Below are 12,729 nucleotides of genomic sequence, written 5' to 3'. Positions count from 1 at the left end.
GTGTTTGGAGGCAATGCCGGTGGCGGTGGAGGCGGTCGGAACCCGGCCGATATAGCGCGGGCGATTGGCCTTCACGTCTTCCAGCTTGGTGAGCACATACTCGATATTGGGCTCGACAAAGGTCCAGTAGCCCATATTGCGTGGCTCTTCCTGGCACCAGACCACTTCGGCGTTCGGGAAGCGGGCCAGCTCGGAGAGCAGCGCCTTGTAGGGGAAGGGGTAGAGCTGTTCGACACGGAGCAGATAAACGTCGTCCAGGCCCAGCTCCTCGCGGCGCTCGAGCAGATCGTAATAAACCTTGCCGGTACACATCACGACGCGGCGGATCTTCTCGTCCGGCTGCAGCTTGATCGTGGTGTGCGAAATCTCACCCTCGGCCGCCTTGCCCTGGTCAGCATCATCCCACAAGACACGGTGGAAGGATGAGCCCGGCCCCAGCGCGGCGAGCGTTGAGACGCAGCGCTTGTGACGCAGCAGGGATTTCGGCGTCATGATCACCAGCGGCTTGCGGAAACTGCGGTGAATCTGACGGCGCAGGATGTGGAAATAGTTCGCCGGCGTCGAGCAGTTGGCGACCTGCATATTGTCTTCTGCACACAGCTGCAGGAAGCGCTCCGGACGGGCCGAGGAGTGCTCCGGGCCTTGGCCCTCATAGCCATGGGGCAACAGCATTACCAGGCCGGACATGCGCAGCCATTTGCGCTCACCGGATGAGATGAACTGGTCGATGATGACCTGGGCGCCATTGGTGAAATCACCGAACTGGGCTTCCCACATTACCAGCGTGTTCGGGGCCGAGAGCGAGAAGCCATACTCGAACCCGAGCACGGCTTCTTCCGACAGCATCGAGTCGATGACTTCGTATTTCTTCTGGCCCTCAGCGAGATTGTTGAGCGGCGTGTAGCGCTCCTCGGTCTGCTGATCGATGATGTGCGAATGGCGCTGCGAGAAGGTGCCGCGACCGCAATCCTGACCGGACAGGCGCACGGGGAAGCCTTCAGTGACCAGCGTGCCGAACGCGAGATGCTCGGCGGTGGCCCAGTCGATGCCCTCACCGGTCTCGATCATCTTGCGGCGGGCGCCGATGACGCGATTGAGGGTACGGTGGATATTCACGCCCTCGGGGATCTCGGTCATCGCCATGCCGACGGATTTCAGACTCTCCATCGAGGCCGAGGTCTCGCCGCGGCGATCATCGCCCTCGGGCAGGCCCAGGCCCGACCAGCGGCCATCCAACCAGTCCGCGCGCTCCGGCTCGAAGCCCTTGCCGGCCTCGAACTCATTGTCGAGATAGGTGTCGAACTCGTTTTCCAGCGCCTCGACCTCGGCCGCGCTGAGTACGCCTTCCGCGATCAGGCGGTCCTGGTACTGCTTCTTCACCGGCGCCAGGTCCTTAATCACGCGATACATGATCGGCTGGGTGAAGGTCGGATCATCGCCCTCATTATGGCCGTAGCGGCGATAGCAGAACATGTCGATGACGACGTCCTTGCCGAACAGCTGACGGTATTCCGTAGCGATCTTGGTGGCATGGACCACCGCTTCCGGATCATCCCCGTTCACGTGGAAGATCGGCGCCTGCACCATCAGCGCAACGTCTGACGGGTAGGGGCTGGAGCGGCTGTCCTTGGGATCGGTGGTAAAGCCGATCTGGTTGTTGACGATGAAGTGGATCGCTCCGCCAGTACGGTGACCGCGCAGGCCGGACAGTCCCAGGCCTTCGGTGACAATGCCCTGGCCGGCGAAGGCCGCATCGCCGTGCAGCAACAGCGGCAGCACATTCATGCGCGGCGTACCGGGTTGCTTGCGGCAGTTCTCTTCCTGCTTCGCCCGCGCCTTGCCGAGGACAACCGGGTTCACGGCTTCCAGGTGGGACGGGTTGGCGGTCAGCGACAGGTGAACCTTGTTGCCGTCGAACTCGCGATCGGACGAGGCACCGAGATGGTATTTCACATCACCGGAGCCGAACTCGTCTTCCCCCTGGGTATTGCCGCCGAGGAATTCATGGAAAATCTGGTGATAGGGCTTGCCCATCACGGCCGCGAGCACATTGAGACGGCCGCGGTGCGGCATGCCGATGATGATATCCTCGACGCCCATCGCGCCGCCGCGCTTGATGATCTGCTCCAGCGCCGGAACCATGGATTCCGCGCCATCGGCCCCGAAGCGTTTGGTGCCGGGATAGCGCTTATGCAGGAATTGCTCGAAACGCTCGGTCTCGATCAGCTTCTTGAGGATGGCGATCTTGCCTTCCTGGGTGAAGCGGATGTCCTTGTCCGGCCCCTCTAAGCGCTCCTGCAGCCAGGATTTCTCCGCCGGGTTGGAGATTTGCATGAACTCCACACCAACCGGGCCGCAATAGGTCCGGCGCAGGATGTCCAGCATCTGCCGCGGCGTTGCGGTCTCGAGGCCGAGATAGCCGTCAATGAAGACCTCTTCGTCCATCGCGGCGCCATTGAAGCCATAGGTGGCCGGGTCGAGCTCGGGCTGCGGGCCGAAGGTGGAAATGCCCAGCGGGTCGAGCTGGGCCGCCAGATGGCCGCGCATGCGGTAGGCGCGGATCATCATGATGGCGCGGATCGAGGCGCGGGTGGCATCGCGGACATCCTCGGCCGATGCGCCGGGTTTTTGGGCTTCGACATGGGCCGCGACCTTGTCGACCATGGCACCTTCATCCGGACCGATATCGCCCAGGGCCGAGACCAGTTCGCCATTCGCGGCCGGCGGCCAGTCGGCGCGCTTCCAGCTTGGGCCATCGGCGGCACGGGCGGCATCGGCAGCCGGGTCACCCATGGTGGCAAAGAAACTGCGCCAGCCTTCCGGCACCGAGGACGGGTCCTTGGCATAGGCGGCGGCGAGCTGTTCCACATAGAGCGCATTGGCGCCCTGCAGGAAGGAGGTATCCAGGAAAGCCTGGTTAGTATCGGAGCGATTTTGGTCAGACATTGGGGGGAGGGCCTGAGTCAGGAGTGTGTCTGGAGCAACGGCCTAAGCCGGAATGGTTAAAAATCATCTAGGCCCCTTTTGTGACCAACAGAAGGGAAGAGCGCGGGTCTACTGACAAGAGGGTGACAAAACAAAACCGCGCCCCGGTTGCCCAGAGCGCGGCTTGTCAGGTCGGTTCGGCTTGAAGCCTAGCCCTTGAGCACGTCCGCCAGGGTCGTGCCGAGGCGGGCCGGAGACGGAGACACCGTGATGCCCGCCGCTTCCATGGCTGCGATCTTGTCTTCCGCGCCGCCCTTGCCGCCGGAGACGATGGCACCGGCATGGCCCATGGTGCGGCCCGGAGGTGCGGTACGGCCGGCGATGAAACCGACGGTCGGCTTCTTGCGGCCCTTCTTGGCTTCGTCAGCCAGGAATTGCGCGGCATCTTCCTCGGCGGAACCACCGATCTCACCGATCATGATGATCGACTTGGTCTCGTCATCGGCGAGGAATTTCTCCAGCACGTCGATGAACTCGGTGCCCTTGACCGGGTCGCCGCCAATGCCGACAGCCGTGGTCTGGCCGAGGCCCTCCGCGGTGGTCTGGAACACGGCTTCATAGGTCAGCGTGCCCGAGCGCGAGACGACGCCAACGGAGCCCTTCTTGAAGATGGAGCCCGGCATGATGCCGATCTTGCACTCTTCCGGCGTCAGGATGCCGGGGCAGTTCGGACCGAGCAGCATGGAGTTGGACTTCTCCAGCTTGGCTTTCACCTTGACCATATCCATCACCGGAATGCCCTCAGTGATGCAGGAAATGAACGGGATTTCCGCCTCGATGGCCTCGATGATGGCCGCACCGGCACCGGCCGGCGGGACATAGATGACCGACGCCGTGGCGCCGGTGGCTTCCTTGGCTTCACCGACAGAGGTGTAGATCGGCAGCTCGGCGGCGCTTTCCAGGCCGGACGACCAAGTCGAACCGCCCTTTTTCGGATGCACACCGGCGACCATCTTGGTGCCGTAATATTCCAGCGCCTGTTCCGTGTGGAAGGTGCCGGTCTTGCCGGTCAGGCCCTGGACGATGATCTTGGTGTCTTTATTGACGATGATCGACATTATTCGGCCTCCTTCACGGCGGCGACGATTTTCTGGGCGGCGTCGTCGAGATCGTCAGCGGCGATCACGTTGAGGCCCGACTTATTGATGATGTCCTTGCCAAGCTGGACATTCGTGCCTTCCAGGCGAACGACGAGCGGGACCTGCAGGCCCACTTCCTTCACCGCGGTGACCACGCCTTCGGCGATGATGTCACAGCGCATGATGCCGCCGAAGATGTTGACCAGAATGCCTTTGACGTTCGGGTCGGCGGTGATGATCTTGAACGCGGCCGTCACCTTCTCGGTCGTGGCGCCGCCACCGACATCGAGGAAGTTGGCCGGTTCAGCACCATAGAGCTTGATGATGTCCATGGTCGCCATGGCCAGGCCGGCACCGTTGACCATGCAGCCGATATTGCCGTCGAGGGCGACATAGGCGAGGTCGTATTTGGACGCCTCAATCTCTTTTTCGTCTTCCTCCGTCGTATCGCGCAGCGCCATGATGTCGTCATGGCGGAACAGGGCATTGCCGTCGAAGGAGACCTTGGCGTCGAGGACGCGGACGCGGCCATCTTCCATGACGATGAGCGGGTTGACCTCGAGCAGGGACATGTCCTTCTCGGTGAAGGCCTTGTAGAGGATGCCCGCCAGCGAGAGCATGTCGTCACGTGCCGTGCCGGACAGTTCCAGGGCGTCGGCGATCTTGGCCGCATCATCCGGGGTGACACCGGTTTCCGGATCGATATCGATCGTGTGGATCTTCTCCGGGGTTTCCTCGGCAACGGCCTCAATGTCCATGCCGCCCTCGGTGGAGACGACAAAGGCCACACGGCCGGTTTCGCGGTTCACCAGCAGTGAGCAGTAGAGCTCGGTGGCGATATCGGCACCGTCTTCGATGTAGAGACGATTGACCTGCTTGCCTTCCGGGCCGGTCTGGTGCGTGACCAGCGTATTGCCCAGCATTTCCTTGGCGTGGGAGAGAACCTCGTCCTTGGAAAAGGCGAGACGGACACCGCCCTTGGCGTCGGGACCAAGTTCCTTGAACTTGCCCTTGCCTCGGCCGCCGGCATGGATCTGGGATTTAACGACCCAGAGCGGGCCGGGCAGCTTGTCTGCAGCGGCAGCGGCTTCATCAACGGAGAAAATGGCAACGCCGTCAGCGACGGGCGCACCGAAGGATTTCAGGACAGCTTTTGCCTGATGCTCATGGATATTCATGTAATGGGCCTCGCGGGAGGGATGAGCGAAAGGATGGCCAGAATGGACTCGCCTTATAACACCCGGCATCGCGCAAGCAACGCCTTCGCGCCTTTGCCTTTAGGACTAAATCCTAACTATATTGCTTTCATCGCTGTCAGGCCTGTTACGGCTGGCGATTGTGGAGAAATCCAGCGTCTGCGTCGGCGCCGGCAGAGCCCGTGCCTCAGCGATCACATCGCCCGCCATAAGCCGTATTCCGGTGGAGACGGCCGCATTGAGCAGGTCGAGATTCGCCACGCCGGTGAGATAGGTCTCGGTATTCAGCGAACGCGACGCCGCGACCATGTCCATCAGCGCCATGACAGTCGCATCCGTCGGCTCTTTCGACCGGACCGAACGCGGCAAGGAGGACCCGAACAGGCCTACACCGCAGCCCTCAAAACGCTTCACATCCCATTTCGGACCGAATTTGAGCTCGGCCAGGATATTGGAACCGAAATGCATCATGGAGCGGAACAGCTCCTGCATCTGCGCCATGGGTGCGCCGTCGGGGATAGCATCGACCTTGAGGAAGAAGAAACGGCGGATGTGTTTGGGCACGCTTTGCAGGATGGAGAAATAATCCATCCGCTGCGACACCGTCGCCAGCGTATCGTAATGTACCGGCACGATGATCGGACAGTTTGAGCCCTTGGCGTGCAATTGCTGAAAACCGCGCTGGGCCGCCAGGGCGACCGAGCGGTCGAGCATGCGGATCAGGACTTCGCTGTCCTGGCCCATCAGCGTTTCAGTGCCGTAGAGCACGCGACCATCGACGATGCGGCGGGCGCTGCACAGGTGATGCCCCAGCGTCTGATTGCGCGCATCCCAGACCGGCTGGAAGACGATATCATCCCAGACCCCGTCCTTTTCCTTGAACTGGCTTTCGGGCCATTCCGGCACACGTTCGGCGGCCAGCGGATTATCGTGCTCGGCCTTTTCCCAGGTCCCGCCCTTGGCCCCGCGCGGACCGGCCGGGGCGGTAGATTTCCAGCCGGAGGGCCTGGCCTCCTCGTCAACCGGTTCACGCTCGGCGACCGGGTCACCTTCCAGTTCGGGCATGTCCTCCGGCTGGTTCTCGGCCATGATGGACAGGAATTCGCTGGTCGGGACGCGCCGGGCCTCGCCCTCGATCTTGAGACGCGCATATTCTTTCTCACCGAGGAAGAACTCGTTGAGCTCGTCGGCGATCTCGCCGACCCGCGCCTCAGCCTCGATGCCCCCGATCAGGCTGAAAATGATCAGGAACCCGCCGCGTACGCGGATCATGACATCATCCTCGTCGAGGCGTTTCTCGATGAAATGCTCGGACACCTGATAGGTCTTGGCGCGCACATTGGGCCAGTCGCGTCCGGCCCGTTCACGGATCAGGTCAAGATTGAGGAACTGGAATTGCCCCATCTCCACGGCCGCTTTGCCGGCCAGGGCGCGTTTGAGCTTCTGTTCCAGTTCCGGGGACATGGTGGATGCCGCCTCTTAATGCCGGGGAATCAGTCAGCACAGTGAAGCGGATAAGCAGAGGTTTCGCCAGACGCAATTACGTCCTAGCGGGTTGTGGCCGCCAGCGCCCCATCCACCGAAAGCGCCCCGCTGCCCCGGGCGAAGAGATAGAAGGAGACGGCCGCAAAGACCGAAACCGAAACCCAGCTGTCCGGCACGATCCACAACAGATAGGCGAGAGAAAAGGCCAGGAGCACGAAGCCGACCAGCCGTGTGAGAAAACCGACGGCCAGCATCAGGGCGACGATATGCGCGCCCCAGACCGCGATCTGGGCGAGCAAGGGTGCCGGAATCAGCGGAATGCCCCAGTAATCGGCGGCACTGACGATATCAGGCGAGACGCCGGGCCATTCAGCCGCGTTGGCACGCCCCCACATCCACAAGCCGGGCACGACGGACAGGCGGATTACCAGGCCCAGCACCCAGTCCGGCATGAAACGGTCGCCACCGCGCGTTATCGACGCCTGTGTCATGGTCCAACCCCCCGGTTTTCAAAGACCGCGGCGACCATGGCCCGCCCGTCCGGGCGATGCAATCCCGTGCGCCTAGCGGGCGAATCTGTTTCCGAAGACGTGGTCAAGCGACAAGCGCCCCGGCCCATGGGCGGCAATAAAGATCGCCATCACGGCCCACAATGCATGCGTGCCCCACCAGGCTTCCGGGAAGACAAAGAACTGGATCACAAGCGTCATGACCAGCAGCCCCACCGCCGCGAACCGGGTGAATAGTCCCAGCACAAGCAGGATCGGCAATACGAACTCGCCCAGCGTTGCCATCCAGGCCGCGATATCGCCGGGGATCAGCGGCAGGGCAAAATCATTGGCAAACTGGTGCAGGGTGGCCGGCTTCAGATCCAGCGGCAATTCCGGCACCCGCATGCGCGCCCGTTCGACCGGGAAATCATTGATGTATTCGGTGTAGGTGAAGAGTTTGGCGGTCTCCACCTTGGTCAAAAGCGAGCGCCAGAACACGCCGGCCAGCGTCAGTCGGGCCAGCAATTGCAGCAATGACCCGCCCAATACCGTGCGGAAGGCACCGAAAAAGCGCTCATGGAGATCATGTGCGCGGGTAGCAAAAGCCATCATGGCGAAAATCCTAGATCGTGTTGGGTGCCGGCGCGGCGATGAGGCCGTGGGACAGGGCATGGCCGAAGAAACCGGCCGGGTCTTCGCGTCCGCCCTCGGCAGCGGCCCGTTCAACGGCCTGCTGCAAGGAGCGCCCCTCACCTATTGCCGCGAGAAAAGCGGCATGCGCCGGGCTGAGACGGGATTGTTTTACCTGGCTCTGGAAGCGCCAGATGACGATATGTTCGTGACCCGGGGCGATTTCGGTCGGCGTGATCGAGCGGCCCACACGATGGGCGGCCCAGACATCGAAGACTGGCCAATCGAGCTCGACGACGTGCACCGATGGATGCAATCCCGGGCTCAGTTGCGGCAGGCTTTCCGCGGGGAGGGCTGAAACCGCCTCACCGCTGAGGGTCTCGCGCTCTGCGGCATGATGGGCGTCGAGCCAGGCCCGGTCGAGCCGGGCAATGTCCGGCAGATAGCCAAGTCGCGCCGCCGGTCCATAGCTGGCGATGTGCTCGGCGAAACCCGCGCCATAGAGCGTCATCGACCGGTCCTGCGGCGGATGCTCATCCCAGTAGAGCTTGGCCATGGGAGAGAAGAAACTGTCTCCGACCAGCTGGTTGACCACAGGATAGGCCGAACGCAGAGCCTCGATGGCCGCGCTGACGACGTTATTGCGATAAACGGCAAAATGCTGCCGGGCCCGCTCGTCGGCCAGGTAGGGCAACAGGGCGTCGGCATCACCGCTGCGCAGCGCGTATGACCAGTTGCGGAAAAACGCATCAGACATGGGCGAGGCACTCCTCCAGCACGGCCTGCGCGGCACTGCGCTCGGCCATCAACACGCCGAAGGGCGGCAGGTTGGTATCGCGCTCGATCAGTAGCGGGCGCGGGCCGATCCGGCCGATCAGATGCCGCAGCAGGGACCAGACATCCTCGCTGACCGGCGCCCCGTGGGTATCGATCAGCAGTTCAGCCCCCAGCCCCTCGTCCGGCTCGTGACCGGCAAGGTGGATCTCGCCAATGGCCCCGGCCGGAACCCGGTCGAGGTAATCGCGGGCATCGAAGCCGAGATTGTGGGCGGAGACGTGGACATTGTTGACGTCGAGCAGGAGACCGCACCCGGTACGCCGGACGGTCTCGGCGAGGAAATCGATCTCGGGAATGTCTTCGTGCAGGGGCATGTAGCGGGACGGGTTCTCGACCAGCACCTGACGGCCGAGCACGCTCTGCATTTCGTCGACATGATCGCAGAAATGATCGAGCGCGGCCTGCGTCATCGGGGTGGGCAGAAGATCGTTGAAATAGGTGCCCGCATGGGCCGACCAGGCGAGGTGTTCAGACACGCGCACCGGGTCAAAGCGCTCCACCAGAGTCTTCCAGCGCTTGAGATGGCCCTTGTCGAGCGGTTCAACACCGCCGAGCGACAGGCCCACACCGTGGAAGGAGGCCGGCTTGTCGCGGCGGATGGCCTCGAGCCAGTTCAGCCGCGGACCGCTATCGGCCATGTAGTTTTCAGGATGGACCTCGACCCAAAGACCGTGAGCGGTCGCCTCCAGCACCGGCCTGTAATGCTCAGGCTTCAGACCGATACCGGCTGTAGCAGCCAGATTTGCGGGGGACTTATCAGGGGCAGACACGCTCAACGGCCTCCTATGGGCAGCCGGCTCCGGACCGGCTGCACAACCGGTTCGGCTTATTCGCCGCGCTCGACCGGCTCCAGCGAGCCGTTGCCATAAGGGGTCTGGATGCTTTCGCAGGTGCCTTCCGGGACATAGGTCCAGGCATTGCCCTGATAATCGACGTTAGAGGTGCCGGCGCAGGACGTACCCGGGCCCGCGGCACAATCATTCTCGCCGGCAAGCGAGATGCCGTAGCACTGCTCGACTTCGTTGAAGGACGCGCTGGCCGTGCTGGCCTGCGCAGCCGCAGAGGCCAGCGACAGGGCGAGGGCGGACGCAGCGACGACGGCGATTTTCTGTTCGGCTTTCATCTCTCGAATACTCCTTGATAAAGGGGTCCGGAGAGACAAAGGGGGAAGGGCCCGGACCCGATGCCCGGAACCTAGCCCCCCGCCGTCAGAATTAGCCAGTAACGACCCGCTTAAGCGCAATAACCTTCCCGTTATTGCGCGTCAGGTCCGCGTTAGAAGCGCGTTATCCGCGCTGGAGTTCCGCCAGATTGAAACCGGTTTCGCGCACAACTTCGCCGGCTTCATCGCGGATTTCCAGGCGGATATCGCCATTGTCCCAATCGATCGCCACGGCCCCGAAATTGACCGGTGCATACATGTCGCCGATCCGGTTCGGGCCCGGCTCGTTGTTTTCATCCCGGAAGGACATGTTCAGCGAGGACGAGGTGATCTCGTAGAGCGGATAGCCAATCACATCATCGCGAACATAGAGCCCGGAAGAATGCCGGTCACCGGAGATCAGGACCACGCCTTCAGCGCCGCTTTCCTCGATCGTGGCGTAAAACCGGTCCCGCTCGTGCGGCATGGTGCGCCAGGCTTCCCAGCCATGGCCATCGGCATGAACCTGGATGGAGGTCACGACGAGACGAAGATCAGCCGGCTCCTGCAACACGTCTTCAAACCAGGCCCATTGTTCTTCACCGAGCATGGAGACACTGGTGTCCTCGGTCGGAAGATAACGTTCGCGGCCCTGCGCGCCACGATCATCCGTTGGACGCAGGGCGCCGCGGAAATAGCGTGTATCGAGCAGGATGACCTGCACCCGCTGTCCGTCCGGCCCGTAGGTGCGGCTGGTATAGATGCCCGGACGGTCGCGACGCTCGTCCTCAGCCGGCACACCCCAGAATTCCAGGAACAGCTCCTCGGCAAAGCCCTTATAGGGGAACTCCTTGCCCAGATCATTCATGCCATAGTCGTGATCATCCCAGGTCGCGAGCATCGGCGTCGACTGGCGCAGGCGCCCGAACGGCTCGGCATCAGCCAGCTCCTGATAGGCCTGGCGCAGTTCCGGCAGGGTCGCATCCCAGGAATAGGCGTCGCCGTAAACATTATCGCCCGTGTAGATGAACAGATCACCATTGGCGGCACTGACCGTGTCGAGGATCGACAGGTCCCGTTCCGTGCTGTGACAGGAGCCGAACAGGATGGTCGAAAGCACAGCATCGGCGGCCGGTTCACCCGCACCTGCCGGAGCCTGCGGGCGAGCGACGTCAAGCTGGGCGTAGAAGGGTGCGAGCGCATCAACGACATTGTCAGGCGCCGCGGCCACGGCCGGCGCGGGCTGAGCGGTTTGCGCAGAAGGTGCGGACTGTGTGGCTTCGCCCTGGCAGGCGGAAAGCGCGAGCACGCTCGCAGCAGCAAGTAGATGGCGCATGATGTCTCTCCCCAGAAAGCTCAAATCAGCCCGCTTTAGGCCAAGTGTGTGACGGGGGAATTACAACGCCCAGCCCCTCACGGCCAGCCCAATTCGGGCCAGCCGCAGGGGGGAAGGCAGGGCTCTAGCCGCCAAAAAACATCTGCCACATCAGCCGGCCCGGCATGAAGGCGAACAGACCAGGCACAACCAGCGCGCCGAGAAAAAGACCGAGCACGGCATTGCGATGCTTGTCAGTGCGCATGGCCCGGGCGTGGGTGATGACGCCGAACAGACCGAAGAAGGTCAGCGGGACGAAGATATGGATGAAGCTGAAACTGCCATCATTGATCTGGCGGATGAAGATCGCGGTCGTGGCGGTCACCAGCATGAGCACAGCCCAGACATAGCCCAGCGTGCGGTGCGGGATCGTGCCCTTGGGCGCGAACAATTGCACCAGTCCAAGTACCAGCGCCGCGATCGCCGTGCCGGCATGCAGCTGGATGATCAGCGGCGCTCTGGCGAAGGCGCCAAAATCAGTACTGATACCGCCTGTCATCGATCCGAGCTGGCCGGCATAGGCATCCAGCACACCGGCTTCCAGGATCCCGCCCTGAACCAGGGCAAAGCCAACGACGACGGCCACCAGACCAAAACCAACGGCGAAATGACGTACTGCATTCATGGCGCAATTCCTTCCTGCGACTTCCTGTTGGAATTGACTTGGCAGAGGCTCTTGCCATGCGGTAGCGGCATTTCGCGAGCGGGCTGTTTCCCGCCGCGAATGGGGTTAGGTTTCCATTCGCGATACGTGAACGGAGTGCGAGAAATTGCCTGACTGGCTGAGGTCATTCGTGCGTGAGCACCGCACCGGCTTCCTGATGCTAACAGGGATCGGGGTGTTCCTGACGCTGATCAGCCCGCTGGGATCGGGCACACTGCCCTTTCCCTGGCGCCTAACTTATTGGGTCGGCCTGATGTATCTCGGGGGCAGTTCCGGTCACTACAGTGCCGTCCTGCTCGAGCGCCTCGCGCCCAACCTGCCGGCTTTCCCGCGCTATGCCCTGATCGCCGCCATGGTCTCGGTTCCGGTTTGTGCTGCTGTGATCGCGATCCAGGCCGCCGCCGGCTCCCTGCCCCCGGTGCAGTACTGGCCCTTCATCTACATGTCGGTCCTGGTGGTCTCGAGCGGTGTGTCGCTGATGACATTCCTGTTTGAGAGCCGCGCTGCGGGCGACCCGGCGCAACAGACCGGACGGGCCCTGACCGACAAGCTCCCGCCCCGTCTGCGCAATGCGGACATCCTGGCGCTGGAATCCGAGGATCACTATTTGCGCGTCCATACCAGCCTGGGGGACGAGCTGATCCTGATGCGGCTGAGCGATGCCATGGCGGCGGTGGAAACACTGGAAGGCAGCCAGACCCACCGGTCCTGGTGGGTGGCCCGCGCCGCTATCACCGACGTCGAACGGGAAAACGGTCGCGCCAAGCTGACACTGACCTCGGGCGCTATCGCGCCGGTCAGCCGCACCTACGTTCCGGTCCTGCGCGACAAGGGCTGGATCTGAGG

At 62.6% G+C, this 12,729-nt stretch carries 12 protein-coding genes; 1 reads left to right on the top strand and 11 read right to left on the bottom strand.

Annotated features, from left to right (window positions below; translation table 11 throughout):
• From Q1V51_RS00905 to Q1V51_RS00855, 11 genes are all read right to left on the bottom strand, one after another.
• A partial coding sequence (locus Q1V51_RS00905) for a 2-oxoglutarate dehydrogenase E1 component (protein WP_300551799.1) occupies positions 1–2,946 on the bottom strand: 2,946 nt, incomplete at its 3' end.
• A gap of 188 nt (positions 2,947–3,134) precedes the next feature.
• Complete coding sequence (sucD, locus tag Q1V51_RS00900) at positions 3,135–4,043, bottom strand: succinate--CoA ligase subunit alpha (RefSeq protein WP_300551798.1); 909 nt, start codon at positions 4,041–4,043, stop codon at positions 3,135–3,137.
• Positions 4,043–5,242, bottom strand: coding sequence for an ADP-forming succinate--CoA ligase subunit beta (sucC, locus tag Q1V51_RS00895; RefSeq protein ID WP_300551796.1), 1,200 nt, complete (start codon positions 5,240–5,242; stop codon positions 4,043–4,045). The genes sucD and sucC overlap by 1 nt, the downstream gene beginning before the upstream one ends.
• Before the next feature lie 105 nt (positions 5,243–5,347).
• Positions 5,348–6,724, bottom strand: a complete 1,377-nt coding sequence (locus Q1V51_RS00890) for a hypothetical protein (protein ID WP_300551795.1) — start codon at positions 6,722–6,724, stop codon at positions 5,348–5,350.
• Positions 6,725–6,807: 83 nt separating this feature from the next.
• Positions 6,808–7,236 carry a TQO small subunit DoxD gene (locus tag Q1V51_RS00885; RefSeq protein WP_300551793.1) on the bottom strand — a complete coding sequence of 143 codons (429 nt, stop codon included), beginning with the start codon at positions 7,234–7,236 and terminating at the stop codon, positions 6,808–6,810.
• Positions 7,237–7,308: 72 nt separating this feature from the next.
• A complete protein-coding gene (locus Q1V51_RS00880; RefSeq protein WP_300551792.1) occupies positions 7,309–7,848 on the bottom strand; it encodes a DoxX family protein in 540 nt (179 codons plus the stop codon).
• A gap of 10 nt (positions 7,849–7,858) precedes the next feature.
• Positions 7,859–8,623, bottom strand: coding sequence for a DNA-binding domain-containing protein (locus Q1V51_RS00875; protein ID WP_300551790.1), 765 nt, complete (start codon positions 8,621–8,623; stop codon positions 7,859–7,861).
• Positions 8,616–9,443 carry a DUF692 domain-containing protein gene (locus tag Q1V51_RS00870; protein ID WP_366522679.1) on the bottom strand — a complete coding sequence of 276 codons (828 nt, stop codon included), beginning with the start codon at positions 9,441–9,443 and terminating at the stop codon, positions 8,616–8,618. Before Q1V51_RS00870 ends, Q1V51_RS00875 begins: the two co-directional genes overlap by 8 nt.
• An 86-nt stretch (positions 9,444–9,529) precedes the next feature.
• Positions 9,530–9,826, bottom strand: a complete 297-nt coding sequence (locus Q1V51_RS00865; RefSeq protein ID WP_300551786.1) for a DUF2282 domain-containing protein — start codon at positions 9,824–9,826, stop codon at positions 9,530–9,532.
• Positions 9,827–9,989: 163 nt separating this feature from the next.
• Positions 9,990–11,180 carry an alkaline phosphatase D family protein gene (locus Q1V51_RS00860; RefSeq protein ID WP_300551784.1) on the bottom strand — a complete coding sequence of 397 codons (1,191 nt, stop codon included), beginning with the start codon at positions 11,178–11,180 and terminating at the stop codon, positions 9,990–9,992.
• A gap of 124 nt (positions 11,181–11,304) precedes the next feature.
• Positions 11,305–11,844 (bottom strand): DUF2306 domain-containing protein, encoded by a 540-nt coding sequence (locus tag Q1V51_RS00855; protein WP_300551783.1) that lies wholly within the window; start codon positions 11,842–11,844, stop codon positions 11,305–11,307.
• A gap of 169 nt (positions 11,845–12,013) precedes the next feature.
• Here Q1V51_RS00855 and Q1V51_RS00850 point away from each other — a divergent pair, with 169 nt between their 5' ends.
• Positions 12,014–12,727, top strand: coding sequence for a LytTR family DNA-binding domain-containing protein (locus Q1V51_RS00850; RefSeq protein WP_300551782.1), 714 nt, complete (start codon positions 12,014–12,016; stop codon positions 12,725–12,727).
• Positions 12,728–12,729: the final 2 nt, after the last annotated feature.

Source organism: Maricaulis sp. (assembly GCF_030149235.1).
In the GTDB taxonomy this organism is placed as follows: Bacteria; Pseudomonadota; Alphaproteobacteria; order Caulobacterales; family Maricaulaceae; genus Maricaulis.
Note: the sequence above shows the minus strand (reverse complement) of the source record. Positions and strands in the feature narration are given on the sequence as shown.

Excerpts from the sequence above, each read along its gene's own strand:
- Q1V51_RS00875 (WP_300551790.1), bottom strand. The coding sequence starts at position 8,623 with ATGTCTGATGCGTTTTTCCGCAACTGGTCATACGCGCTGCGCAGCGGT.
- sucC (WP_300551796.1), bottom strand. The coding sequence starts at position 5,242 with ATGAATATCCATGAGCATCAGGCAAAAGCTGTCCTGAAATCCTTCGGT.
- Q1V51_RS00855 (WP_300551783.1), bottom strand. The coding sequence starts at position 11,844 with ATGAATGCAGTACGTCATTTCGCCGTTGGTTTTGGTCTGGTGGCCGTC.
- Q1V51_RS00860 (WP_300551784.1), bottom strand. The coding sequence starts at position 11,180 with ATGCGCCATCTACTTGCTGCTGCGAGCGTGCTCGCGCTTTCCGCCTGC.
- Q1V51_RS00880 (WP_300551792.1), bottom strand. The coding sequence starts at position 7,848 with ATGATGGCTTTTGCTACCCGCGCACATGATCTCCATGAGCGCTTTTTC.
- Q1V51_RS00865 (WP_300551786.1), bottom strand. The coding sequence starts at position 9,826 with ATGAAAGCCGAACAGAAAATCGCCGTCGTCGCTGCGTCCGCCCTCGCC.
- Q1V51_RS00885 (WP_300551793.1), bottom strand. The coding sequence starts at position 7,236 with ATGACACAGGCGTCGATAACGCGCGGTGGCGACCGTTTCATGCCGGAC.
- sucD (WP_300551798.1), bottom strand. The coding sequence starts at position 4,043 with ATGTCGATCATCGTCAATAAAGACACCAAGATCATCGTCCAGGGCCTG.
- Q1V51_RS00890 (WP_300551795.1), bottom strand. The coding sequence starts at position 6,724 with ATGTCCCCGGAACTGGAACAGAAGCTCAAACGCGCCCTGGCCGGCAAA.